This is a genomic window from Parasedimentitalea nitratireducens (genome assembly GCF_057444295.1).
Map to the genome: position 1 here is coordinate 969871 of NZ_JBYAXC010000002.1, position 25570 is coordinate 995440.

Sequence of the window (25570 nt, forward strand, 5' to 3'; positions counted from 1 at the left end):
ATCCGGCTTTAAATTGATCGAACAAACAAGTGTTTCGCTACTAAGCAGAACCGTTGTTGAGCAAAAACCTATAGACCCAAGCTCGCATACTGATGATATCCGTCTCCCTGATCCGGCGTTGAGCCTCCCCTATTGAAAAGGGCTACCTTATGACTAGGAAAGCGGAATTCCGGAGATGCAATTAGGGGCCCCTAGCCCGAAAAGTTTGTCATAAATTACGGCCGACTGAACTACTTTGGGTAAAGGCATGCGCAGGAAATACAAACGGTGCGCACGCATCCAGTTTGCATTACCCAGATTGTCAAACTGAGTTCATTGTCATTTCCCAGTTTACGGAAAGAATGACGTTCTTCAGCTTTTCAGCATACTCCTGAAATGGTGATTTTTCTCGCAACAACAAGTTCACCTCACGCCAAGCGGTCAGATCAGAGATCTCTCTGAACACAAGATCCGAAGGGGCAATATGCAACACGGCCTTGGGCAGTATAGTCACCCAATTGTCAGAACGAACCATCGCGATAAGTGACAGGGTATTTCGCGCGGATAGATCTGTGTGAGACGTCAGCTTTTGAAAAGTCGCAGACTTAATCGATAAGCACAGATCATTCCTGATGAACTGACCAGTAACCACATCTGCCAACTCGACTGGCCCTTTCGCAAGTGCAAGCCGGTGCCGGGGAGAACAGACGAGGCCGAAACGATCCGAAAACAGTTTAGTCTGCTGAATTCCATTCAGGGTGTGGTCATTAGAGGCAATACCGATATCTGCTTTACCCCGGCTCAGCGCATCAATGACTTGCTGTGAATCAGTGTCGCGCAACTCAATTCGTGTACCGGGGCAGACACTTTGAAATTTTTGGACCATAGACGGGAAGACCAGCCCTGCAACCGACGGAACCGACGCCACACGAACCAGCCCCTGAGGTGAGACCGCTGCCGTCTGAATGGCTTTGATGGTGTCATCAAATTGGCGTAGTTCGGTGCGGGCCAGTTCAAAAATCTGATGCCCGACAGGCGTCAGTTGGCTCTTTCTGTCACTCACAAACAACCGCTGATTCAGATGTTCTTCCAGCTGTTTAAGCATCATCGAGATTGCTGGCTGGGTTCTCCCTAACCGGATTGCGGCATCTGACAGGTTCCCGGCCTCGGCTACTGCACTGAAACAGCGTAACATTTCAATCTTGATCGCCATAACTTCAAAATTCCTGAAATTTGATTAAGTTAATTAAATTTGACTGATATCATCCGACACGTCCATGCTTTTCCCAAGTCAAAATGTAGGAAAACTGATGTCCGAGACCAAACTGAACCTGATCGCTGGAAACTGGACTGCCGGAGAGAGCGAAGTTGAAAATCGCAATCCTTCTGATCTGAGCGATTTGATCGGTATGTTTGCCCAGGCAAGCATCCAGCAGTTGGAAGACACTTTGGATCAGGCGCAGGTCGCGCAGGCCGAATGGGCGGCTTATGGTATTGAACGCAAGCAATCGGTGTTGATGAATATCGGCAACGAGCTGATGGCGCGGGCCGAAGAACTAGGGACCTTGCTTAGTCGTGAAGAAGGCAAACCCCTCGCCGAAGGCAAAGGTGAAGTTTATCGCGCCGGACAGTTTTTCACTTATTACGCAGCTGAGTGCCTGCGCCAGCTTGGCGAAAATGCAGATTCGGTGCGCGCAGGGGTCGAAATCGACGTGCGCCGAGAAGCGGTGGGGGTTGTTGCCATCATCTCCCCATGGAACTTTCCAACCGCCACCGCTTCGTGGAAAATTGCTCCGGCGCTCTGCTATGGCAACGCAGTGGTTTGGAAACCTGCCAATATCACCCCGGCCTCGGCCGTGGCGTTGGCAGAAATCATCGCAAAACAAGACATTCCCAAGGGCTTGTTCAGCCTTGTGATGGGCTCTGGGCGCTCGATTGGTCAACAGCTGGTCGAAAGCCCCAAGGTAAACGCAATTTCCTTTACCGGTTCGGTCCCAGTGGGCAAAGGCATTGCCACCGCAGCGATCCAGAACCTGACCAAGGTACAGATGGAGATGGGATCCAAAAACGCCTTGGCGGTGATGGATGACGCAGATCTGGATCTGGCTGTCTCGCTCGCCCTGGGCGGCGCGTTTGGCGGCACTGGTCAGAAATGCACAGCTTCCTCCCGGCTTGTGGTCCACCACGCCGTGCACGACAGTTTCGTCGAGAAACTGATCGCTGGCACCAAATCGATGAAGGTGGGTCACGCGCTGGAAGAAGGAACACAACTTGGGCCCGTTGTGAGTCAGCAGCAGCTCAATGAAAATCTGGCTTATGTTGATCTGGGGCAATCCGAGGGCGCTGAACTGGCTTGCGGTGGTACCCGTTTGGACATGCCGCACGATGGGTTTTACATGTCGCCGGGCGTATTTCTGAACACCACCAACAACATGCGTATCAACCGTGAGGAGATGTTTGCCCCGCTGACCTCGGTTATCAAAGTGGACAGCTATGAAGAAGCTCTGAGTGTCGTCAACGGCACCCGTTTTGGCCTGACCTCAGGCATCGTGACCCAAAATCTGGCCCGAGCCACGCATTTCCGCCGCAACGCGCGCACAGGTGTTGTGACCGTGAACCTGCCAACCGCAGGCACCGATTACCACGTGCCCTTTGGTGGACGCGGTGACAGTTCCTACGGTCCTCGCGAGCAGGGAAAATCAGCGGCTGAATTCTACACCACCGTCAAAACGGCCTATATCAGCGCGGGGTCACCAAGCTGATGCGGATCGACGGGCTGCAATACGCCAACTGGTCGGAAAAGATCTTTCGGCAACTGCGCGAGGGCGGCGTGGACGCGGTACATGTTACCGTCGCCTACCACGAGAACTTTCGGGAAACGGTGCTGAACTTTGAGAAGTGGAACCGCTGGTTCGAGCAGCACCCTGACCTGATCATGAAGGGGCAATGGGCCAGCGATGTCGATAAGGCACGCGAAACCAACCGCACCGCGATTTTCTTTGGCTTTCAGAACCCCAGCCCAATAGAAGACGACATTGGGTTGATAGAAATCCTGCACAGCCTTGGTGCTCGCTTTATGCAGCTCACCTACAACAACCAGTCGCTGCTGGCGTCAGGGTGCTACGAGAGCGAAGACACAGGCGTTACCCGTATGGGTCGGCAGGTCATCAAAGAGATGAACCGGGTCGGCCTTGTTATCGACATGAGCCATTCCGCCGATCGGTCGACCATACAGGCGGCCGATCTATCCGGGCGCCCAATCGCCATCACTCACGCCAACCCGTATGATTGGGCGCCAGCGCTGCGAAACAAGAAAAAAGACGTGATCAGAGCCGTGACCGAGAACGGCGGCATGTTTGGCTTTTCTCTCTATCCCCATCATCTGAAGAATAAGTCGGCCTGTTCGTTGCAGGATTTTTGCGAAATGATCGCCCGTTGTGCTGACAATTTTGGTATCGATCATTTGGGTATTGGCAGCGACTTGTGTCAGGATCAACCGGATTCTGTTGTAGAGTGGATGCGGGTTGGGCGATGGACCAAAGACATTGACTATGGCGAAGGCTCGGCAGACAAGCCAGGTTTCCCGGACATGCCTGGATGGTTTCGAGACAACCGAGATTTCGGGAATCTAGAGAACGGATTGCGCAACGTCGGAATGTCCGGCGCTGAAATCTCTGGGATCCTTGGTGACAACTGGCATCGGTTCTTTGCCACAAACTTCACCCCACAGGTGTAACGTGATGGCTGGCCGGACCTCTAAGCCCCTTACCCGTCGGGACCCAAGCCAGGTCATGCGACTAAAGCGCTTAGGGTCTCTTCACCAGTGCCGCCTCAGCTTTATGCGGATCCTGACCCGGCGCTTGGCCGAGGAGGCTTGGGAATTCACCTGCCCCGTATTCGACATCGCAGCTGATGGGACAGGCCACGCTGTCTATTGTGCAAAAGGTCCAGAACACACTTACTCTCTGGTAGCCTTTGCTCATGATTTGCCATCGGAACTACGGTCAGACCGGGTTATCGCCGAGGCTTGGGATGCGACGTTCACATTGTTTGACGGCGTTCCAACCGCTGACGACATTTCACGATTGTCAAAGAATGTTCCCCTGCAAGAAGCCGGACGTATAAGCGAAAGCGAGTTGTCGCTGTCGCGTGCCAATCGATCAGTGCGCCTGTGGGAGCATGTGGTTGATGCGCTAGCCAGCGGTCGGCAACCCGAGGCCGATCAACTCGCCAAAGTCGGATACCTGATGCGCACAACCGCAGTCTACGGGTCTGGCAAATTTGGAGCAGCGGATCGCGAGCTGATTGCGGACAGGCCCGAATTCTCTGTGCCCTTCCAAGCGGAGATGCTTTCGGTGTTTCTGACCCGCGCGTTTGTTCGCGATTTGGTTGAACATGCGGCTCAGCTAAAGGGGGGTAAATCAGCAGTTCAGCTAGACCCCGAGATCGCGAGAAAGCTTGGTATCGGCAATTCAACCGGGCTTGGGATGGCACCGTTTATCGTCAACCATCCCGTGCTGTTCAACAACTGGATCATGGTGCGCGAAGAGGCTTTGTTGCGTGTCCGAAAAGTCGAGACCGCGGCAGAGGTTGAGATCAATCAGTTCAAGGAAATACTGGAGCGGAGCTCTCAGTCCGTCGCCCAGTGGCACTCTGAACACCCTGTCCAAGTCGAAAAACTCAATACCCTCCGCAACGATCTGGACGCCTTGTTCAGCCATCTTTCGACGCTAGACCTCTCAACTGATTACCTCTGGGATCAGCTGGTTCGCTGGTCCGAAGACACACTAAGCGAAGAAGGCCAGGAGCTTTTGAACTCGGTCATCATGGAACCCTATGGTTACCTTGTGGATGAGCTGTCGAGGGGGTTGTCGGATGACAATTCAGATGCATTTCTGATCGACGGCGACATGACAGTCGGTTCCTTAACGGAGTTGATCCAAAGCAGTTTTGGCTGGGCTCTGAGCCTGGATTGGTCTGCGCCTGAAAACTGTGAACGGGCTTGGTATGTTTCTGCCGAAAAACTGGAACCCCGTATCGGATCCCGATTTGAGGAACCAATCAGCGCCTATGAACAACCCCTGGCGCCAGCACGTGATGCGGCACGGGCCTTTGACACGCTAAGAGAATGGGAACACGACAAGACGGTTTCAGAATTCTTGCTGCATCACCCTGAACACCGCCACACTGTCAGGCGCAGCCAAATCAGTGCCAATGCGCCCTATAGCGAGATTCAGGACAACACGATCGGTGAAGGCATTCTGCCGATCGACATGCTGCGCGCCAAACTGTCATTTTTTGGCGCCACCCATTTTGATCCGCGCTCTGATCGCTGGGTGCGCATTTGCATGTTCCAGGGCGCGCCCTACCCACAGGATCTGACCAAAGAGAATGCTGACCTCTGGGTTTACCCCAACGTGGAGGACACTCCATGAGCTACTCTTTGAACGAGGTTGAAGCCCTAAGCAAACGTTCTGCTCGAGGAGCTGGGCTGGACTGGGGTCTTGCCGAAGAGGCAGCCAAGGCAACCCGTTGGCTTTGCGCGCAAGGTTTGGATGGTTGTCGCGTGTTGGCTAACCTGCTGACAGCACCTCTCGTCACTGGCGGCCCACAATCACTAGATGGAGAATGGCACGCAGCAACCGGCAGTCTTTGCCCGGTGCGAACTGGAGCTGCACTGTCAGAGTGCGCAACTCAGGTCGGCACGGATGGGGCCAAAATCCGCAATCTGTCTCATCCACTGTTGGTGCTTCCCTTCGTCGCCGCAGCGGCGCGCAAGACCAATTCCAATCTGCAAATGCACTGGGCTGGCGTAACCGTCACGACAAATGGGAACTACGCTGATCTCACGGTTTCAACAGGCAGCAACGTTTATGCTGAACAGGTTGAACACGTCGAAATCACCTTGGCACCGTCGCCACCCCAATCAGGTCGTAAGGCTGTCCGTGCCCACTCCGACAGCTTGGTCTTAGACAAACTCAATTCACTTGCCGCGCTGACCTACGCCCCCGCAACCGAAGCATCACGTCGGTTTGGGGCGGGTGCAGGGCAATCCGATAATGACTGATTTGGAGGACGTATGATTAATACCCGAACCCTCAGCCTTGCAGAAATCGAAGAGTTATCCTTTGCCGCGCTTGTTGCTGCAGGCACCTCCCCCGAAAATGCGCGGCCGCTCGCGGTTGCGACTGCAGCTACAGAAGCTGATGGCGTGGCTAGTCACGGCCTGGCCTATATCCCGATCTATGCCGAGCATGTGCAGTGCGGGAAAGTTGATGGCCAGGCTGTTCCCAAACTGGAAAATCCCCGCCCAGGAATAATCACCGTGGATGCGGCAACGGGTTTTGCCCACTCTGCCATCGACAAAGGGTTTGAAAAATTAGTTCCGCTGGCACGTGAGCAAGGCGTAGCGGCACTGTCGATCCACAACTCCTATAACTGCGGTGTTCTGGGATACCACACCAACCGGCTGGCTGCTGCGGGGCTGGTTGGGCTTGGGTTTACAAATGCTCCAGCCTCGATTGCGCCATCGGGAGGATACAAACCCGTCGTTGGGACCAACCCATTTTCGATTGCCGCGCCGGGAATTGATGGAAAACCGACGATATTGATCGACCAGAGTGCCAGCACCATCGCCAAGAGTGAGGTGATGAAACATGCGCGCGAAGGAAAACCCATACCCGTTGGTTGGGCATTGGATAGCGACGGTAACCCAACAACAGATCCGAACGTCGGGCTCAAAGGTTCGATGGCTCCCTCGGGTGGATACAAGGGCGTCGGAGTCGCATTGCTGGTCGAGATGATGGCAGCCGCTCTCAGCGGTGCCTCTTTAGGCATCCATGCGTCTCCATTTTCCGGAACTGCAGGCGGCTCTCCAAAGACAGGGCAGTTCTTCTTGGCCATAGATCCGGAAGCAACATCAGGCGGCCTGTTCACCTCACGGATCACGGATCTGGCTAACGCGGTGCACGAGCAAGAAGGCGCCCATCTACCAGGGGACGGGCGCAGTGAAAAACGCGCTTTGGCGCAGACACAGGGCGTTGCGGTCAACTCCGCAACCCTTGCCCGGATCGAGCAACTGCTCGGTTAAGGGAATGCCTGCCGGGGGAGGCAGGCAAATTGGGCAGGTCAGAATAAGGCCTGTTCCAAATGCTCGAATGAGCCAACAGTGGAAGGGAGAGTTCCAATGTCAATCAAGCCTCCATTTACGGAGCTGGAGATCAAGAAGGCGGGGTCTGGATTCTATGAAGGATACAGTCTGCCGATTGCGCTCATCAGTAAGATCAGCATGGCTTTGCTGGTTATTTGGGCCCTTGTGTGGCCCGCCAACGCCAACAGTGCCTTGGGCAGCCTGAACTGGCGTATTTTAGGTGATTTCAACGCCTTCTATATCGTGATTGTCGGTGCATTTGCCTTCTTTCTGTTTATCGTCGCGGCCCTGCCACAAACTGGGAAACGGATTATGGGCCGAGCAGGAGAAGCGCCTGAATTCTCTAATTTTTCATGGTTCTCAATGATGTTTGGTGCCGGGTTGGGTGTTGGGCTTATGGTCTTTGCCACCGCTGAACCAATGGGCCTTTGGGGATCGAACCCTGTGGTTGTGGCTGGCGAAGTTGCGGGCAATACCGAAGAGGCGCTGCAATCGGGCTACCGCTACACCTTCTTGCACTACGGCATCCATGCTTGGGCTATCTACGTGGTGACCGGCTTGTCACTGGCCTACTACGCCTACACACGGGACATGCCATTGACGATCCGGTCGGCGCTGACGCCACTGTTCGGCAAATATGTGAACGGCTTGTTTGGTCACATTGTTGATGTGCTGGGTGTCGTTGCGACGATTCTGGGCGTATCAGTGACCATCGGATTTGGTGTCAGCCAGTTCATTGACGGGCTCTATGCAATCACAGGTATGGAGTGGATGATGGACATGTCTGGAGATGCTCCGGCACCGGGCACTGTAGGACTGGTCTCAGGGCTGGTTGTCATCATGGGTCTGTCGATCATCTCGGCAGTGTCCGGGGTTGGCCGCGGGGTGAAATACCTTTCGAACCTGAACCTGGTCCTTTCGATCATCTTGCTGCTGACCTTTGTGATTTTTGGCTCATTCCTGTTCGCAATGACCACCTATGCAACCGCACTGGTCGATTACATCCTGCACTTTGTCTCGCTCAGCTTTGGCGCATATGGGCCACAATCTGCGGATGCCTTTGCTGCGGCCCTACCTGAAGCAGCCAAACCCCTTTCTGGTGATCTGATGGCGGGTGCAACCAACGCCTGGGGATCCTTTGACGGGTTCAAATCGGGACTTGAAGGTGCCGCCGCAGAACTGCCCGAGGCAACACTGGCAGCTGTCTACGAAGCAGGCAACGCTGGACGTCAGTTTGGCTGGCAGGCCGGTTGGACCACGTTCTATTGGGCTTGGTGGATCGCGTTCTCCCCCTTCGTCGGCCTGTTCCTTGCACGAATTTCCAAAGGCCGGTCAGTGCGGGAATTCATTGTTGGCTGTGTTTTTGCACCAACCCTGGTCTGTTTTGCCTGGATGGCAATATTGGGTGGGACCGCGATCGACCTTGAATTGAGCGGTGGCGCAGATGGTGCGATCATCGGCGCGTCGAACACAGCAAAGCTGTTTGTTACCCTCAGCGAGATGCTGTCAGGTGGCTTCTTGTCGGCGATTACCGTGATGTGCGTGGTTCTTATCCTGACCTTCCTGGTAACATCAGCAGACTCAGGAATTTTGGTTATGAACACCATTATGTCCGGCGGCGAACAGGAAACAGGCCACAAGCACCGTATTGTTTGGGGCGTGATCCTGACGCTGGTGATTGGTACTTTGCTGATCGCTGGTAAAACAAATGGCGGATCAGATCCGATGGAGGCGTTAAAAAGTGCGATGATCATCGGTGCACTGCCCTTCACTATGGTTATGGGCCTGATGTGCGTGTCACTTGCCAAAGCCCTTTATCGAGACGGGCTGCGAGATAAACACAGCGCCGCAGTTACGGCACCCGCCGAGTAATCAAAGCATCCGGGTGGGCTGTAGTGGCCCGCTCGTTCCAAATTCTGTTGCGGTGAGTTTTTCCTTAGGTGGGTGGCAATTCTTTAGTGAAATGTAGCAGTCAAAATTCACACTTGGCCGTTTCATCTCAGCCAACCATGCGTGGTCCACGGCTTTACAGATTCTGCTACCAACGCATACCCGCAGCTCATGCAAACTGCCGTTAATGATCAGTCTCCGCCTATCGGGAAAGATGCGCATTTAGCGCCACGGTCGCGAAAATGGTGTTTGTGAACTTTGCTGGGACGTGTCCACTTAGCGATCCTCAACAGCCGCTATGAAGAACATTTCGGTCTTTGACATGTGTGTGCCAAATGGTGCATTCGACCTTGAACCGCTGAGCCTCCCCCAATCGAACACCGACGCTGTGCTCCCGACCATAAACAGCAGCGGTTGGGAGGCGAAAACAGTCTCAATTACAGCTGAGTCCAAGTTCTTAACTAACACCGTCACTCACCATCGTCGCTACATAGCTCGTCTTCGCGTCACTTGCGCCCTAGTATCGCGATAAAGAACATTCCTCCGACAAGCCCTGTTACGATGCCAATAGGCATGTCCTCTGGGGCCATCAAGGTGCGTGCAGCAATATCAGCCCACAATAGGAATATGCCTCCGAACAAGGCCGAAACCGGCAGAACTCGCAAATAGTCGCCGCCGGTAATCAGGCGCACGATGTGCGGCACCATAAGGCCCACAAATCCAATCATGCCGGAAAAGGCGACCATCACGCCAGTAATCGATGCGCCGATCACAAAGGTAGCAAGTCGGAACCGGGTCACGGGAATTCCTAACGTCGCAGCTGTTTCGTCACCGATGGTCATAGCATTGAGCCTCGTCGCTTGGGCCAGCAGCCAAAGCGCACAAGGCAGCAAAACGGCTAGCGGATAGATCAGATGGGACCATTGGGCCAAGCCCAGTCCGCCTAGCATCCAAAAAATCACCGTATGCGTAGCCCGTGGATCGCCTAGGAAAATAAGAACATTTGCACCAGCCATAATGACAAAAGACACAGCGACGCCGGTTAGAACCAGGCGGTCGGCGCTGGTGGCGTCAGCAAAACGCGACACGACCAATACTAAGGCAGTCGCTGCAAGCGCCCCCAGAAAGGCGAGAACTGGTACCGTCAGCAGTCCCAAAAACAATCCTGTGTGCAACAGTGCCAAGATTGCACCAAAGGCTGCACCCGAAGAAATGCCCAAAAGATGGGGATCAGCCAGTGGGTTGCGCGTGACTGCTTGCAACGACGCCCCAACCATAGCAAGCCCCGCGCCAACCAGAACCGCCAATAATGCGCGCGGAAATCGGATGTCCCAGACGATGGCAGCGCGGCCTTTGGACCAATTAGGCTCGCTCCACCCCATTCCAATCTTGTCGAAAAAAATACCCCAGACGGTTTCGATGGGCACAGACACCGCGCCCACCGAGATTGCAACGGACAAGGACAACGCAAGCGCCAAAAGGCTCAGAACGATGGTCAGTCCCAACGGAAATGTGTGGCGTTGCCCTTGGCCCATATTAGTTGCCCCAGAACCCAGCAGCCAGTTTCTGAACCGCTTTGATGTTGCGTGGCCCAGGGGTGGCCTCGACATACTCCAGCACGACGAAACGGTCGTTCTTCACCGCATCCATTTCAGCAAAAGCTGGGTTGTTCATCATGAATGCACGTTTTTCTTCGGCGGTGACATTGCCGTAGTTCACGATGACCACCACTTCGGGGTTACGCTCGACAACAGCTTCCCAGGTCACAGTAGCCCAGCTTTTCTCAAAGTCATCCATAATGTTCTGACCACCGGCAGCCTCGATCAGCGCGGTTGGCATCGCATAACGACCGGCTGTAAACGGAGTGTCTTCGCCGCTGTCATAGACAAACACCCGCAGTGGATCACCGGTTTCCAGACCGTTGGTGAAGGCGCTCAACTCAGCCTGATACCCGTCAACGAGGGTTTGGGCCTTGGCTTTGACATCAAAGATCTTACCAAGGTTCAACAGGTCATTGTACATGTCGTCCATGCTGACCTTGGGCTTCTCGCCGATGTGAATACAGCTTTCGGTCAGCTCATAGACATCAATTCCGAATGGGGCGAGAGTTTCAGGCGTCACTTCGCCGCCGACCTTCATGCCATAGTTCCAGCCGGCAAAGTAGAAATCCGCGTCAGCGCCGATCAGCACCTCTTTGGTTGGGTATTTGGCCGACAGTTCAGGCAAAGCCTCGACACCGGCGCGCATCTCTTCGTCCAGTGTTTTCCAGCCAGAGATGCCGGTGTAGCCGACCATTCGGTCCGCCAAACCCAGCGCCAGCATCATTTCGGTCAGGTTCACATCGTTGGATATGGCGGCCTTGGGCGGGGTGTCAAATGTGACCTGGCGGTTGCAGCTATCGACTGTGGTTTCTGCACTGCTTGCACTCGCGATCAGGCTCAGCCCTAGGGCCAGAGTTGTGTATTTCATAATGTCCTCAAGATTTTAGTTGGGAAGTTGAAAGGTTAGGTGTGTCTTGCGGCTCAGGGTCAGTTCATCTCGTTGGGCAAATACCGCAAAGGTCTGAGATACTAACTGTTCGGTCAGTGCTTCTTGTGGCGTGCCAAAGCTTTGCTGAGTGCCATTTTTCAGGACCAGGACACGGTCACAGACCTCAGACGCCAGGTTCAGATCATGCAAGGATGTCACGATCGTCAGGTCGAGATCGCGGATCAGTTGCAAAACTTCCAGTTGATGCCGGATATCCAAATGGTTAGTGGGTTCATCCAGCACCAATATCTGAGGATCCTGCGCCAGTGCCCGGGCAACCATGACACGCTGACGTTCGCCGCCAGACAGGGTTGATAGGCTGCGGTCTGCCAAGTCATGCAGTTCCATACGATCAATTGCAGCGTCGACCAGCTCTGCATCGCGTGGGCCGGACGTAGAGAACCCCATACGGTGGGGGATACGTCCCAAGGCAACGATTTCACGCACAGAGAGTGTCAAATCAGTCGGTTGTTCCTGCAAAACAGCAGCCACTTTGCGCGCCAGGGCGCGGGGCGGCATAGTTGATATCGGCTGCTCACCAATCAGGATTCTGCCACTCATCGGCCGATTAAACCCATAGATAAGCCGCAGAAGCGTGGTTTTGCCTGCTCCATTAGGGCCTACAATTCCCAGCACCTCTCCTGCCTCTAGGGCAACGGAGATTTCGTTTAGCAGCAGTGGTGCGCGTTTACGCGGCGCCCATGTGACGGCTTCTAGTGTTAACGATGTTGCGCTCATGAGACTGCCTGGTCCGTCGCTTCGATCGCCATTAAAGCTGCGGGTATCCGCGCCAGAGTCGTCTTGCGCAGTTTTCCGGGTCGGTCTACGGAACTACACCAACCGTCATGTAACACGGCGTATTGACGGGCAAATTCAACGAGATCACCGATATCTTCATCCGGCTCAATGTCGCCAAACAGATAAGACGCTTTGCGTGTGGCGTGATACGCCACGGTACAAGGCCGACTGCATCCTGCCATACAGGCTGTCCCTGCAATCTCAAAATCTTCGGCAATACTATCCCCGGCAGCTTCGATTGCGGCACGCAGCCGGTCAATCAACGCATAGCCGGGACGACAGATCTCTCCAGTATGTTTGCAGGATGTGCAGACGGTAATTCTATGTGTGGTAGTCCGGTGCATATCGCCCTCCGCGAAGTCGCGGGGTACGCACAGGTCAACCTAAATGTAGGGCATTCAAATGCCGTAAAAGCCATCTTGGCCTCCTATCCGGGACACCCCGCCCGGGTTGAGTTAACGTTCAAGATGGCAGGTCTCCTGACTCGCGGCTGTTGGCGTTCCCCACCTTCCCAGACCTTTGGCCCAGTGGCTTACGGAGGACGCACACCGCTTACAGTTGCGGGGGCAGTTACGGATTTGGCGCCTGTTGGCTACACCTCACCATATTCCCTTTTCATCCCGGAATGCGCTGTACGCCCGGGAACCATCGCGGCAAGTTGTGGCATGAAGGTAAGCTGGATGTCAATCGGGATTTCGGTGGTTTCATTCCCCACTCAAAGACAGTTTTTTGGAACCTACCGCTCTGCATGCGGTAACTTCTTAAGCGTACACTTTGGGCGGGGACACTCTACTTTGGGCGGGGACACTCTATTGGTACTGCTGTCTTTCTCATCATCCACTCCGCGGTAGTTACGATGAGCCAGAAACACTCCTTTTTTAAATGTCGCTATCTGGCCCCATAGGTGCTGACGTCAGACAAATCGCGGTAATGATATCTCTCGCCCAAACCATTCTGGGCGCAGTAACCGTGCTACAGTTTGTTGTCATGTTGATCTGTAACAAACAGCCGAATTAGCGGCTTGCTGATTTTGGCACCGACCTTGGGATATGGATGGCAAAAGCGGCACGGTTCCAAACAGCTGCGAGCAACGTCAAGCCTTGGCTCTGGACGGAACTGGATTTAAACAGGAAGGCCTAGGTGGATCCCAAACAATGAACCGTCACACGCGACCCGGCGCCTGCAAGCGCTATGGCGAAGCCGGTCCCTCGAAGGGAACCGGGGACCAATGCTGTGTGCCCTGTCAGGTTTGTCATGTGGTGGTCCCTTCTTGTAGACGAGCACGAAGGTCTACTTTGAGTACTTTGCCGTAATTGTTTTTCGGCAATTGCGGCACATAGATATACTCTTTGGGTCGTTTGAACCGCGCGATCTGGTCAAGGCACAATTGGTCGAGCGCGGAGGAAGCGGCCGTGCCAACCACAAAGGCCACAACCTCTTCGCCCCAATCGGCGTGTGGGCGACCAACCACCGCAACTTCGGCTACATCGGGGTGCGAGAGCAGCACCTCCTCCACCTCGCGGGGATAGATGTTTGACCCACCTGAGATGATCATATCTTTGGAGCGGTCTTGCAGGGTGATATAGCCATCTGCGTCTTTTGATCCCATGTCGCCCGTCCACAACCAACTATCACGGATAGTGTTCAGCGTAGCTTTTGGATTTTGCCAGTAGCCCTTCATCACGGTGGCGCCGCGCACCACAATCTCGCCAGTTTCACCAGGCGGAAGTTCTAGACCGGTTTCATCAAAAATGCGCACCAGAACCGCGCTTTGGGCCGTGCCTACGGAGTTAAGCCGTTCGCGCCACCGAGGATGGGATCGGTCGGCCACATCATGGCGGGTAAGGGCCGTGATGCCCATCGGACATTCGCCTTGACCATAGATCTGCACAAATCGCGCGCCCATTGTTTCGACCGCGTCAAGGATATCGGCCTCATACATCGGGCCACCAGCGTAGCTGATAGTGCGCAACCCTTCACCGATTTGCCCTGTCGCTTTGGCGTGGTCCACCAGGCGGCGCACCATGGTTGGCGCGGCAAACATTGAGATGCGGCCAATGGATTTGCCCAATGACAGGATCTCATCTGGTTCAAACCCACCACTTTCAGGGACCACATGGCGCGCGCCACGGATCACATGCATGAAGTTATAGATCCCTGCGCCATGCGACATAGGCGCGGCATAGAGGATGGCATCCTCGGCAAAGACTTCATCCACATCGGTGAAATACCCATAAGTCATCGATGCGACATTGCCACAAGTCATCATCACACCCTTGGGCTTACCGGTGGTGCCGGAGGTGTAGAACAGCCAGATCATGTCATTGCTGTCGAGTGGCACAGGGCGCGTCATCGGATCAGAGGCCAAAAGCGCAGCCCAGTCCTGATCGTCCACGCATATCGCCTGTGTCGTGAGGTCAGGCCCAAGTTTGTCGTCGCTCAAACACAGCGTAGCCTCTGCGTTTTCAAGGATCCAATCCGCTTCTTTCGGGTGCAGTTTGGCATTGATCGGAATGGCCGCAGCACCTGCAAACCATACCCCATACATAGCAATCAGATACTCAATCCGGTTGCCCATATAAATCGCAACCCTGTCGCCTTTGGACACGCCACGCGCCGCCAAACCCGCACCAAGGCGTGCTGCGGCGTCGCGAAATTGGGCGTAGTCCAAGTCGAGCGTTTCACCCGTTAACAGCGCGGGGCTGTCCCTTTTCGCCCGTGCAGTGCGGTGCAGCCATTCAGCTGGGTTCATGAGTGGGGCTCCAAGATCGAACAGTAATTCGCAACACCAGAGCCGCCCATATTAAACACAGCCGCTAATTCAGCACCAAGTTTTTGCAATGCTCCGGCCTGTCCCGTCACTTGCTGTGCCGCTAATACATGCATGGACACCCCCGTTGCGCCGACAGGGTGCCCCTTGGCTTTCAGCCCGCCAGAGAGGTTCACAGGCAAGGCGCCATCTGCCATCACTGTCCCAGCTGTAACGGCTTTGGAACCTTGGCCCGCAGGGGTCAGACCCATGGCCTCGTAAATCATCAGCTCGGCAATGGTGAAACAGTCATGCACCTCGGCCAGATCAAGGTCATTCACAGTGATCCCGGCCTCTTCATAGGCCAGCTCAAAGGCTCGGGCCGCACCAGCCAATTGCGTCATGTCACGGCGAGACATGGGCAGCACATCATTGACCTGACGGGCCGCACGAAACCCTGCAGCATGCTCGAAGCCATCGCGATCCTCTGCCACCATCACCAGAGCGGCAGCCCCGTCAGAGATTAGCGAGCAATCTGTCAGACGCAGTGGTGGTGCGATCAAGGGGTTCTTGTCACTTGGGGTGTTGCAGAAGTCAAAACTCACCTCGCGACGCATCTGCGCCAGCGGGTTTGACAGCGCATTGGTGTGGTTCTTAACCGCAATCCGGGCCAGTGTTTCGGATTGATCGCCAAAGGCCTGAAAATACCCATCGGCAATACGGCCAAAGATCTGGGGAAAGCTGACGCCTGCCTCTTCACCCTGATAAGAGGCCCCAGCGAGCGCTTTGGTCACGCCTTTGGTATCCTGCGTTGTCATCTTTTCCACACCGATTACAAGCACTGTCCGCGCGGACCCCGCCCGGATTGCATCCCGTGCTGCGTAGACCGCTGCCGAGCCAGAGGCACATGCGTTTTCAACACGGGTTGCGGGGGTGAAGCGCAGACGATCATCCAAGCCCAGAACCAGAGAGGAGGCAAAGGCATCCGGCACCATGCCGCTGTTGAAATGCCCCAGCCAGATTCCGTCGATCTCAGCGGGATCTATTCCGGCTTTCTCTATCGCTTCTGCCGCTGCGGTCTGTATGAGCTCTTCGAACCCCATATCCAGCGCGCCAAAGGGGGTGTGCCCCCAACCAACAATCTTTGCGTCCATAGATCCCTCCACTACTTTGATTGCAGGGTAGCGGGGCATGTGCGACAAGATGATCCGTGAAAATACGTAGGTTTCCATGAAAGACGATCTCGAAACTCTTGTCTTTGATCATTCACCAGTTGGATTGATCTATGCTGAAAACCGTGTGATCCGCCGGAGCAATCCACGGTTCGCTCAGATGTTTGGCTATCGGAATGGCGAGTTGGACGGGCATTCCCTATCTAAGCTTTATCCTTCAATCGAAGAATATGAACGCATTGGCAATCTGGGCCTACGCAAGATGCATGGCTCTGGTGAATATCAAGACGAACGGATCATGAGTCGCCGTGACGGGGCGCATTTCTGGTGCCGGGTGCGCGGACAGTCGATGGATCCGCAAACACCTTTTGCACGGTCGGTATGGAGTTTCGCGGATATTTCGGACCATCGACCAATAGCAGATATGACCGCACGGGAACGGCAAGTCGCTAAGATGATGGCAGAGGGCCTGACCAGCAAAGAGATCGCAAGAGATTTGGACATTTCTCCACGCACTGTCGAAGTGCACCGAGCACGGTTGTTGGAAAAATTCGAGGCGCGCAATTCGCTGGAGCTGATCGCCCGGTTGGCAGGTCTGCCAATCTAGACAGATCATCAGGCAGTAGGCGAAAAGCCAAAAGCCTTCACTGAGGAGACCTTGCTGTGTCCAGTATTAGCATTGTGCAAAGCGACTAACCTGTGCTTTTGAGACCATCGGATGCATAGACCGCTCTATCTGAACTAGCCGTAACGAATGCCTTATTTAGGCCAGCTCTGCTCTCCAATCTGTCAATGCAATTTCCGAGCACTGTCGAAGCTGGAGATTGCCTTAGTTTTCTTCGGACTCCCTGGCTCTTGATGGGCTCGTTGGCACCGGTCCTTCGCTGCGGTCAGCCCCAACGGTAGAAAAGCACCGATAGCGACATTTGCAAAGCCTGACCGCAACTCACTCAGATGGGACGTGAATGGCCCACAGCCGACCTTGGTGCGTTTTCGTCTAGTGGTGGCTCCCAGCCCTTCTACGACATTGGTGCGCGGGGCAGCAAGGAAGACGTCTGAAGAAAGAAAGGCGAGGAGTGGTCATTCGCCGCCAACAGTGTAAATATTCATTGACCAATATGGGAATTTAGTATCGGGCGAGCCTAAATAGAAAGCTGTTCCAGCAGCCAATCCCGAAACAACACCGCAGGCCGAGAGGCCTCTCCGATCGACAGGTAATAGCCTTCTTTGCCCGGGATTGAAGCTGCATGCGCTCGTGCAAGTTGGTTCGTGCGAATAGCATGATCGGCTAGAAGTTCGCTGACGAGTGCAACACCATTGCCTTGAACGGCCAGGTTCAGTGCCATGCCATAAGAGTCCACAAAAAACGATGGGGGATGCCCACCACCATGGGTTTCGGCCCAGGCCTTCCAGCCACCAGATGTCCCAACGGCCTCGATCAGGGGAAGATCCTCGATATCTCCGTGAAGCGCGGGCGACTTGAGGGCAATCAACCTGTTTGGTGTCAAAAGCTCAGCATTCTTACCGCCTTGTTTTTGTGATCCAAACCGGATTTCCACATCAGCCTGGGCTGAATGAAAATCGTCTGGCCAAGTGGCACTTTGAATCCGCAGATGTATGTCCGGGTGTCGCTTGGAGAAATCTGGCAAATAGGGCGCGATGACCCATTGGGCCATGCTGACCGATGTTGCAACGGTCAGGAAGTTTTCTGGTGTCCCCACATCAAATGGATCTGTTGCAGCGGCAAGCGAGTCCAGCGCAGCGGCGACCTGCGGCAACAACCTTCGCCCATCATCGGTCAACGACAATCCCCGCGCCTGCCGGATAAACAGCGCAACACGAAGCCGAACTTCCAATGATTTCACCTGCTGGCTCACGGCCGATTGCGTCAGGCCAATTTCTTCTGCGGCGGCGGTAAAACTCAGGTTGCGCGCAGCGGCTTCAAAGGCACGGAACCACGTGAGCGGCGGAAGGGATTTGGCCATTGATCAAGTCACCCATTAGTCTTGCTAATACCTTAGCACATAAATCATTTGTTTGTCTCAAAAACAAGCTGATCCGATAGTCGCGCAGCAGCGAACAGGAGAATGATAATGCACCCCGACATCCGAAAAATCGTGACCTATGACGAAGAGGTTTTGGTTGAAGGTTTTCGCAAAACCGACACGCCGTGGCGCATGTTTGCGGTTGCAGCCGTGGTCCGAAACCCGTGGGCGGGACGGTTTGTCGAAGACCTGAAGCCAGAAATTCAGGCCTATGGACCGGTTCTGGGCGAGATGATGACCGACCGGATGATCCGTCTGGCAGGTGGTGGCGACGCTATCGAAGCCTATGGCAAAGCCGCGGTTGTGGGGTTGAATGGCGAAGTTGAGCATGCCTCGGGACTGATCCATACACTTCGGTTTGGCAATCACTATCGCGAAGCGGTAAGCGCGAAATCCTATCTGGCCTTCACCAACACCCGTGGCCCGGCCAACGCGCCAATCATGGTGCCCCTGATGGACAAAAATGATGCAGGCCGTCGCTCACATTACCTGACGATCCAGTTTTCGATCCCTGACGCGCCACGCGACGATGAAATCGTTGTTGTGCTTGGTGCCGCAACAGGAGGCCGCCCGCATCACCGCATTGGCGACCGGTATCAGGATCTGAAGGATTTGGGACATGATGTCGACAACCCAGCAGCGGTTTGATCTGGATGATCTGTCTTATGTCACCTCGGGCAACGGCCCGCTGGTTGTGCTCATCCACGGGGTCGGCTTGCAGGCCGACGCCTGGTGCGGACAGATCGACGCCCTTTCAACCGAATTCACAGTGATGGCCATCGATATGCCCGGACATGGCGCCAGCCCGGTGCCCGACGCTGACATGACATTGGCCGACTATAGCAATGCCATCGCCTCAGCCCTGCCTGAGGCGGCACTGGTTGTCGGCCATTCGATGGGAGCCATGATAGCGCTCGATATGGCGTCCCGCTTCCCAGATCGGGTACGCGGTTTGGCCGCGCTGAATGCGATTTACAAGCGCTCAGCTGCTGCGCGGGATGCGGTAATGGCACGGGCGGCAAGCCTTGATGGGCAGGCAACACCCGATTCCAGCGCAACTCTTGAACGCTGGTTCGGGGCTGCGCTGACACCTGAACGGGAAGCCTGCCGTAGCTGGCTGCAAGATGTCGACCCTGCTGGGTACGCAATGGCCTATCGGGTCTTCGCCAGCGAGGACGGCCCAAGCGAAGCACACCTCAGGTCCCTGCCCTGCCCTGCGCTTTTTGTCACCGGCAGCGAAGAACCAAACTCAACCCCGTGTATGTCGCGCAGCATGGCGGCACTTGCTCCGCGTGGCCGAGCCATCGTGGTCGACGGCGCGGCCCACATGATGCCGATGACCCACGCACGACAGGTGAATACAGCCCTTCAAGAGTTTGCACGGGAGGTTTTACAATGAGCACAATAGATCCACGCGCCCTGCGAACCGCCTTTGGCAGCTTCATGACCGGGGTCACGGTTGTGACCGCGCGCAGCGCAGACGGGACACCTGTTGGTTTTGCCGCCAATTCCTTTGCCTCGGTCTCGCTGGACCCGCCGTTGCTGCTGGTCTGTCCGGGCAAGTTTTTGTCGAGCTATGACAGCTTTGCCAATTGCACGCATTTTGCAGTCAACGTTCTGGCAGAGGGACAGGAAGAGGTCTCGAACACGTTTTCCAGCTTCAAGGGGGATCGTTTTGCACAGGTGGCCCACCACCTTGATCCAAATGGTGTCCCGCTGATAGATGGTGCAATTGCTCAGTTTTCCTGCACTACTCACCAAATTCTGCCCGCTGGGGATCACTGTATCCTGATTGGTCAGGTTCAGGGCTATACCCACACGGGCGCACCCGGACTTGGCTACGTTGGCGGGCAATATTTCAGCCTTGGAGTGGAACGCGCCGCGTTGGACGATACGCTGGAAACAGCAGTCTGTGGCGCAATTATCAAAGACGCTGGCCACGTGTTGCTGGAACAGACACCGCAGGGGTTCCGCCCTCCGCAAATTACCAGCACGGATCGGGGCCAGATCCGTCGACATCTATGCGAAGAGCTCGAAGCGCGCGGCATAGAGCTCCGGCTGGAGCAGGCTTATTCAGTGTTTGACGACCGGCAGTCAGGTACGCACTTCGCCTATTTCCTTGCAACCAGTACCTCTGCCCCGTCGGGCGACACGCTGCAAGTCGTGCCTATCCAAGACCTGCCTGGCCTGGCCTACAGCTCACCCGCCATTGCGCAGATGATGGCGCGGTTCGCCCTAGAGGCACGCACCGGAGGCTTTGCCCTGTACCTCGGCGACGCACAGCGCGGCGACATTCACCCCTCTTCTGAAAGGATCTGACCCATGGAGTTTTCACTCTTTGCCCATATGGAACGCCTCACCCCGGATCAGCCCCATGATGTGCTGCACAATGAATTCATCAGCCTGTGCAAAATGGCGGATGAAGGGGGAATGCGGGCGGTTTGGACCGGCGAACACCATGGAATGGAATTTACCATAGCCCCGAACCCGTTGCTCACACTGGTTGATCTGGCGCATCACACCAAAAACATACAACTGGGCACAGGAACGGTGATTGCGCCATTCTGGCATCCGATCAAGCTGGCCGGCGAAACGGCTGCCGCAGACGTGATGACGGGCGGACGGATCGAACTGGGGATCGCACGTGGTGCTTATTCCTATGAGTATGAACGCTTGATGCCGGGGATGGATGCCTGGGAAGCTGGGCAGCGTATGCGTGAATCCACGCCATTACTGCAAAAGCTATGGGCCGGTGATTGCGCGCACGATGGAGAGTTCTATAGCTTTCCTTCTACCACCTCGGCCCCCAAACCACTTCAAGAAAACGGGCCGCCCATTTGGCTTGCCGCACGAGACCCCAACAGCCACGAATTTGGTGTGCAAAACGGCTTCAACATCCAGGTTACGCCGATGTGGCAAGGCATGGCCGAGGTTGAAACTCTGATGCAGAGGTTCAACACTGCCTGCGAAACGCACAGTGGAAAACGCCCGAAGATCATGTTGCTGCAACACACTTTTGTTGGAGCTGACGAAGCTGACGTAGCACAGGCAGCACAGGAATTTTCGCGCTTCTATTCCTATTTTGGGGCCTGGTTCCAGAACAAACGCCCGGTGAAACAGGGGCTGATCGAACCGCTGTCAGACGAAGAAATTGCCGCCAACACCATGATGGCACCGGACAATATGCGCCGCGATCTGAACATAGGTACCGCAGCCGAGGTCATTGACCGGATCAAACGGTACGAGGACCTGGGCTATGACGAGTTTTCCTTTTGGATCGACAGCGGCATGAGTTTTGAGCGCAAACGAGAGTCACTGGCGCGCTTCATCAATGACGTCATGCCTGCGTTTAAGTGAGGGACAAAATGGAACAAAATCCACATTACCAGCTCTTCATCGACGGTGCATGGTCCGAGGGCAGCACAGGTCAGGTCATGACCACTTACAATCCTGCAACCGGGGACGGCTGGGCAACCTTTGCCTGTGCCGCACCTGCGGATGTCGAACGTGCGATTTCTGCGGCCCGGCGGGTTCTGGATGAACCCACCTGGCGGGATATGACCCAAACCCAACGCGGTAAATTGCTGTACCGGCTGGCGGATCTCATCGAAGAGAATGCCGAGCATATAGGACGGATTGAAACCACCGACAGTGGCAAGCTGCTGGCTGAAACCTCTGGCCAAACACGCTATGTCGCGGATTACTACCGCTATTACGGTGGGCTTGCAGACAAAATCGAGGGCGCAGTTTTGCCGATCGACAAACCGGACATGCATGTTTTTACCAAACGCGAACCCATCGGCGTCGTTGTCGCGATTGTTCCGTGGAATGCCCAGATGTTCCTGACGGCCACCAAATTGGGACCGGCGCTTGCGGCGGGCTGTTCAGTGGTTCTGAAAGCGTCAGAAATTGCGCCTGCACCGATGTTTGAGTTTGCCCGTCTTTGTGAGCAGGCTGGATTTCCACCCGGTGTGGTTTCGGTCATCACCGGAGACGCCGAAAACTGTGCGATCCCCCTCACCCGCCATCCAGTCGTTGACCGGATTGCCTTTACCGGCGGGCCAGACACAGCACGCCACGTGGTCCGCAATTCGGCAGAAAACTTTGCTGTCACAACACTGGAGCTGGGTGGCAAATCGCCAATTCTGGTGTTTGAGGATGCCGACCTCGACGGCGCAGCAAACGGCTTGATTGCCGGAAATTTTGGCGCCTCTGGGCAAAGCTGCGTGGCCGGTTCTCGTGGCCTGATCCACCGCCCGGTTTTTGAAGACCTGGTCCAAAAGATTGCAGACAAAGCGGCCCAGATCACCGTCGGCGATCCACTGGCCGCAGACACCCATGTCGGGCCATTATGCACCACCGCGCAGATCACCCGGATCGAGGAAACCCTTGAAACCGCGGTTGCACAGGGCGCACGTATCCGTTTTGGCGGCGCCCCGCTAGACCAACCGGGGAACTACATGGCCCCGACCCTTGTGGAATGCACTGATCTGGAGACCGAAACGCTCAAGGTTGAGATGTTTGGCCCGGTGATGTCGCTGATCCCCTTTGATACTGAGGAAGAGGCCATCGCAATCGCAAATGGTACCCCTTTTGGTCTCGGCTCCGGTGTTTTCACTCAAAACCTTGCCCGCGCCCACCGCGTGTCCTCCCGCCTCAAGGCTGGTATTTGTTGGATCAACACCTATCGGGCCGTCTCTCCGATCGCTCCTTTTGGCGGCGTCAACCAATCGGGGTATGGGCGCGAAGCTGGAATAGAGGCTGTTCTAGATTACACCAGGACCAAAACAACCTGGATCAGCACCTCTGATACCCCTATGGCCAACCCATTTGTGATGCGTTGACACTGATTAGACGAGTTCTCCGGTGCCTCGTTGGAAGGGCGAAGGCGGGGTGCGCATATCGATGATCGCGAAGCTGAGCAGTACACAACATTTGATCTAGATGACTACGGTGGATTGGCTGAGGTGAATAAGCCAAAAACGTTGGATAAGCTCGATCCGGCCCTTTGGCGCAATGGTTATGATCGGCAGGTATGTGCCGGTCGCACCCGTTGCCAGTGGTGATGGCCGCGACATTGCAAAGTACACAACTTGCGCATTGTTGCCGTTGGAGCTAACCGCAGCGAAGGTCCGGAACCCGCCCTTTGTTTCGAACGCTTCATGGTCATGGTTGATGACATTCCGGTGCGCTGTAACAACTCCATGCAAGCCGTTTCTGAAGGTCGCCTCGTGCTGATGATGGTTACGGCTCGACGCCCAGCTTGATCAACCTTTTGTCTGACGTCAGCACTTATGGGTCCAAATCGCGGTATTTGATTTGAAATGATTGCCGTCACCACTCAACATGTGACGTAAAGCATCGTTCACGGCAGAGGCCTGCCTACGCTCCTTGGGTTTGATTTTGGATGATACTGATTGAGTCCAGCCGTGATTTTGCAACGCTTACTAACCATAGACAGAAATTTCGACGAGGTTTTGGTCCGGATCACGAAGGTAGATCGATTTGATTGGTCCGGTAGCCCCGGTGCGGGGTACAATACCATCTTCGATTTCAACGCAACATACTTCAAGGTGGGCAACAACCTCATCAATTGGGACAGACGAAATCAGGCAGAAATCGCTGCTGCCCGGTGTGGGAGAAAGTGCCCGCGGTTCGAACTCTTTTCCCCGCTGGTGCAAGTTAATTTTCTGCGCCCCGAAAGTTAGAGCTTTCCTGCCACCCGCAAACTCGTCAATTTTCATTCCCAAAACTCTTGAATAGAAATCGCAGGTTGCCTCGATGGAGGCAACGGTAAGAACGAAATGATCCACTCGATCAATTTTCATGTGATAAGCTCCTGAATTTTTGTCAGGATAGATGATAGATCATTTGAGGAACAAATGATGATTGGCGACGGGGCCCATCGCGATTACCTATGTCTGTTTAAATGGCGCCCGAGAATTCACTGGCGAGGTGCGCCAATAGCGTTTTTATGGGTTTTGCCAGTCCGGCCACATCTCGAACAGCAACCTTCAATGTTCTCTCTGACCAGGAATCTGATACGGGAACCATGCGTAAGTTGGCGGGCGTAAGATAGGGTTCAACCGCTCCCAACGGGAGGATGGCAATGCCCAGTCCAGCTTCGACCATGCGTCGCACCCCATCAAAACTCAGCACTTCTACTCTGGTTTTAAGTTCTAGCCCCTGTTCCGCCGCGCGTTTCTCTAGGAAGGCTTGCAACGAACTGCCTTTTTGAAGGCCAACAAGATCGTGATTTGAAAATTCGCTAAAGGCGACTGGGCCGTCGCGTCCCAATGCATGGCCATAGGGTGTCACAACAACAAGTGTATCCCGACGATAAACAAAGACATCGAGCTCAGGGTCAGGAATCAATCCAGAAAATATCCCCACATCGGCAATACCATCGCGAACGGCAGCAACGATATCGTCGGATGTTTGTTCCGTCAGATCGATACGCATATCCGGGTGTTCTCTGACGAATAGAGCAAGATCTTCGGGTAAGAACTGGGTAATTGCCGATGTGTTTGCCGCGATGCGGACCGTGCCACGAAGACCCGCAGCGAAGTCCCCCATATGATTGTCTATGCGATCTAACAGACGTTGCAAATCCTTTGCATGCCGCAGCATTTCCTCGCCTGCAGGCGTAAGCTCAACACCCTTTTGTTGACGATAAAAGAGAGCTGTGCCGACTTGGGTTTCAAAATCTGATATCCGCTTGCTGATCGCCGAGGCTGCTATGTTCTCTGAAGCCGCTGCTTGTGCAATGCTCTTGAATGTCGCGACAGCCACAAACAGTTCAAGAGTCACAAGGTCAAATTTTTTCCGCATTGGTCCGGTACTCACTTATCTCAACGAGATTGTCGTCCGGGTCGTATAAATACAGGGATGTTATGGACCCAAGCGCACCGCGCCGTTCTACCGGTCCATCTTCTATACGGAGACCTCTCGCTATTAATAGCTCTTCTACATCAGAAATACCCTGTTTTACGAGAAAGCAAATATTTGCAGACCATCTGCGGCCTGCATTTTTTAGTGGTCCATACCTCTTGCCTTTAGGTTGCAGGTTAAGTTTACACGCCCCAAACATGACTTCCACACGTCCATCATCGAGGCGAACAATTCCCATGCCCAATCCGCCGCCATAGAAGGCGACGGATTGTTCGATGTCTTCGCAAGTTACTGTGCGTCGGCAGAGTTTTTGGGTCCAAAGGCAGCCTAAACTAAGAGAAAGTTTGGCTCATCTGGTTGGTTTGAT

At 54.8% G+C, this 25570-nt stretch carries 23 protein-coding genes, 1 pseudogene and 1 riboswitch; of the genes and pseudogenes, 13 read left to right on the forward strand and 11 right to left on the reverse strand.

Translation table 11 applies throughout. The features are described 5' to 3' along the window. Window positions 1-301: 301 nt before the first annotated feature. Window positions 302-1192, reverse strand: a complete 891-nt coding sequence (locus AC2T28_RS10505; protein ID WP_486748919.1) for a LysR family transcriptional regulator — start codon at window positions 1190-1192, stop codon at window positions 302-304. A 97-nt stretch (window positions 1193-1289) separates the two neighbouring features. Between AC2T28_RS10505 and AC2T28_RS10510 the strand changes: the two genes are divergently transcribed. The 6 genes from AC2T28_RS10510 (at window position 1290) to AC2T28_RS10535 (ending at window position 9001) form a co-directional block, all read left to right on the forward strand. Further along, on the forward strand, window positions 1290-2741 hold the full coding sequence (locus AC2T28_RS10510; RefSeq protein ID WP_486748920.1) for an aldehyde dehydrogenase family protein: 1452 nt from the start codon (window positions 1290-1292) through the stop codon (window positions 2739-2741). Then, a complete protein-coding gene (locus tag AC2T28_RS10515; protein WP_486748921.1) occupies window positions 2741-3715 on the forward strand; it encodes a membrane dipeptidase in 975 nt (324 codons plus the stop codon). Before AC2T28_RS10510 ends, AC2T28_RS10515 begins: the two co-directional genes overlap by 1 nt. 4 nt (window positions 3716-3719) lie before the next feature. Continuing rightward, complete coding sequence (locus AC2T28_RS10520) at window positions 3720-5414, forward strand: hypothetical protein (protein ID WP_486748922.1); 1695 nt, start codon at window positions 3720-3722, stop codon at window positions 5412-5414. Then, entirely contained in the window at window positions 5411-6046 is a 636-nt protein-coding gene (locus tag AC2T28_RS10525) for a DUF3726 domain-containing protein (RefSeq protein WP_486748923.1), read from the forward strand. Before AC2T28_RS10520 ends, AC2T28_RS10525 begins: the two co-directional genes overlap by 4 nt. A 12-nt stretch (window positions 6047-6058) precedes the next feature. Then, window positions 6059-7069, forward strand: a complete 1011-nt coding sequence (locus AC2T28_RS10530) for an Ldh family oxidoreductase (RefSeq protein WP_486748924.1) — start codon at window positions 6059-6061, stop codon at window positions 7067-7069. A 96-nt stretch (window positions 7070-7165) separates the two neighbouring features. Continuing rightward, the gene (locus AC2T28_RS10535) at window positions 7166-9001 is read left to right on the forward strand and encodes a BCCT family transporter (protein WP_486748925.1); all 1836 of its coding nucleotides are present in this window, start codon (window positions 7166-7168) and stop codon (window positions 8999-9001) included. 524 nt (window positions 9002-9525) lie between these two features. On the opposite strand, the gene AC2T28_RS10540 is transcribed toward AC2T28_RS10535, so the two are convergent. The 4 genes from AC2T28_RS10540 to AC2T28_RS10555 are packed head-to-tail and all read right to left on the reverse strand — an operon-like array spanning window position 9526 to window position 12690. Further along, window positions 9526-10554 carry a FecCD family ABC transporter permease gene (locus AC2T28_RS10540; protein WP_486748926.1) on the reverse strand — a complete coding sequence of 343 codons (1029 nt, stop codon included), beginning with the start codon at window positions 10552-10554 and terminating at the stop codon, window positions 9526-9528. A gap of 1 nt (window position 10555) precedes the next feature. Next, window positions 10556-11488 (reverse strand): ABC transporter substrate-binding protein, encoded by a 933-nt coding sequence (locus AC2T28_RS10545; RefSeq protein ID WP_486748927.1) that lies wholly within the window; start codon window positions 11486-11488, stop codon window positions 10556-10558. Between the two features lie 15 nt (window positions 11489-11503). Beyond that, a complete protein-coding gene (locus AC2T28_RS10550; RefSeq protein ID WP_486748928.1) occupies window positions 11504-12286 on the reverse strand; it encodes an ABC transporter ATP-binding protein in 783 nt (260 codons plus the stop codon). Next, window positions 12283-12690 carry a DUF1636 family protein gene (locus tag AC2T28_RS10555; protein WP_486748929.1) on the reverse strand — a complete coding sequence of 136 codons (408 nt, stop codon included), beginning with the start codon at window positions 12688-12690 and terminating at the stop codon, window positions 12283-12285. The genes AC2T28_RS10550 and AC2T28_RS10555 overlap by 4 nt, the downstream gene beginning before the upstream one ends. Window positions 12691-12798: 108 nt before the next feature. After that, a riboswitch (cobalamin riboswitch) is annotated at window positions 12799-13011 on the reverse strand. 256 nt (window positions 13012-13267) lie between these two features. Between AC2T28_RS10555 and AC2T28_RS10560 the strand changes: the two are divergent. After that, a pseudogene (locus AC2T28_RS10560) lies at window positions 13268-13486 on the forward strand (DUF4389 domain-containing protein); the annotation flags it as partial. A gap of 112 nt (window positions 13487-13598) precedes the next feature. Here AC2T28_RS10560 and AC2T28_RS10565 read toward each other — a convergent pair. Together AC2T28_RS10565 and AC2T28_RS10570 are read right to left on the reverse strand one after the other, a co-directional pair. Further along, complete coding sequence (locus tag AC2T28_RS10565) at window positions 13599-15098, reverse strand: class I adenylate-forming enzyme family protein (protein ID WP_486748930.1); 1500 nt, start codon at window positions 15096-15098, stop codon at window positions 13599-13601. Then, complete coding sequence (locus AC2T28_RS10570) at window positions 15095-16249, reverse strand: acetyl-CoA acetyltransferase (protein ID WP_486748931.1); 1155 nt, start codon at window positions 16247-16249, stop codon at window positions 15095-15097. The genes AC2T28_RS10565 and AC2T28_RS10570 overlap by 4 nt, the downstream gene beginning before the upstream one ends. 76 nt (window positions 16250-16325) lie before the next feature. On the opposite strand from AC2T28_RS10570, the gene AC2T28_RS10575 reads away from it, so the two are divergent. Then, window positions 16326-16874: a response regulator transcription factor gene (locus tag AC2T28_RS10575; protein ID WP_486748932.1), complete on the forward strand. Its 549-nt coding sequence runs from the start codon at window positions 16326-16328 to the stop codon at window positions 16872-16874. 535 nt (window positions 16875-17409) lie between these two features. Here the strand turns inward: AC2T28_RS10575 and AC2T28_RS10580 are convergent. Further along, on the reverse strand, window positions 17410-18252 hold the full coding sequence (locus AC2T28_RS10580) for a LysR family transcriptional regulator (RefSeq protein ID WP_486748933.1): 843 nt from the start codon (window positions 18250-18252) through the stop codon (window positions 17410-17412). Between the two features lie 108 nt (window positions 18253-18360). On the opposite strand from AC2T28_RS10580, the gene AC2T28_RS10585 reads away from it, so the two are divergent. The 5 genes from AC2T28_RS10585 to AC2T28_RS10605 are packed head-to-tail and all read left to right on the forward strand — an operon-like array spanning window position 18361 to window position 23156. After that, the gene (locus AC2T28_RS10585; protein WP_486748934.1) at window positions 18361-18960 is read left to right on the forward strand and encodes an amino acid synthesis family protein; all 600 of its coding nucleotides are present in this window, start codon (window positions 18361-18363) and stop codon (window positions 18958-18960) included. Beyond that, entirely contained in the window at window positions 18932-19711 is a 780-nt protein-coding gene (locus AC2T28_RS10590; RefSeq protein ID WP_486748935.1) for an alpha/beta fold hydrolase, read from the forward strand. The genes AC2T28_RS10585 and AC2T28_RS10590 overlap by 29 nt, the downstream gene beginning before the upstream one ends. Then, window positions 19708-20631, forward strand: a complete 924-nt coding sequence (locus tag AC2T28_RS10595; RefSeq protein WP_486748936.1) for a flavin reductase family protein — start codon at window positions 19708-19710, stop codon at window positions 20629-20631. The genes AC2T28_RS10590 and AC2T28_RS10595 overlap by 4 nt, the downstream gene beginning before the upstream one ends. Window positions 20632-20634: 3 nt before the next feature. Continuing rightward, on the forward strand, window positions 20635-21669 hold the full coding sequence (locus AC2T28_RS10600; protein WP_486748937.1) for an LLM class flavin-dependent oxidoreductase: 1035 nt from the start codon (window positions 20635-20637) through the stop codon (window positions 21667-21669). Between the two features lie 8 nt (window positions 21670-21677). Continuing rightward, complete coding sequence (locus tag AC2T28_RS10605) at window positions 21678-23156, forward strand: aldehyde dehydrogenase (protein ID WP_486748938.1); 1479 nt, start codon at window positions 21678-21680, stop codon at window positions 23154-23156. A gap of 603 nt (window positions 23157-23759) precedes the next feature. Here the strand turns inward: AC2T28_RS10605 and AC2T28_RS10610 are convergent. From AC2T28_RS10610 to AC2T28_RS10620, 3 genes are all read right to left on the reverse strand, one after another. Further along, a complete protein-coding gene (locus AC2T28_RS10610) occupies window positions 23760-24140 on the reverse strand; it encodes a VOC family protein (protein ID WP_486748939.1) in 381 nt (126 codons plus the stop codon). A gap of 97 nt (window positions 24141-24237) precedes the next feature. After that, window positions 24238-25143, reverse strand: coding sequence for a LysR family transcriptional regulator (locus AC2T28_RS10615; protein ID WP_486748940.1), 906 nt, complete (start codon window positions 25141-25143; stop codon window positions 24238-24240). Next, window positions 25127-25441 carry a VOC family protein gene (locus tag AC2T28_RS10620; RefSeq protein WP_486748941.1) on the reverse strand — a complete coding sequence of 105 codons (315 nt, stop codon included), beginning with the start codon at window positions 25439-25441 and terminating at the stop codon, window positions 25127-25129. Before AC2T28_RS10620 ends, AC2T28_RS10615 begins: the two co-directional genes overlap by 17 nt. Window positions 25442-25570: the final 129 nt, after the last annotated feature.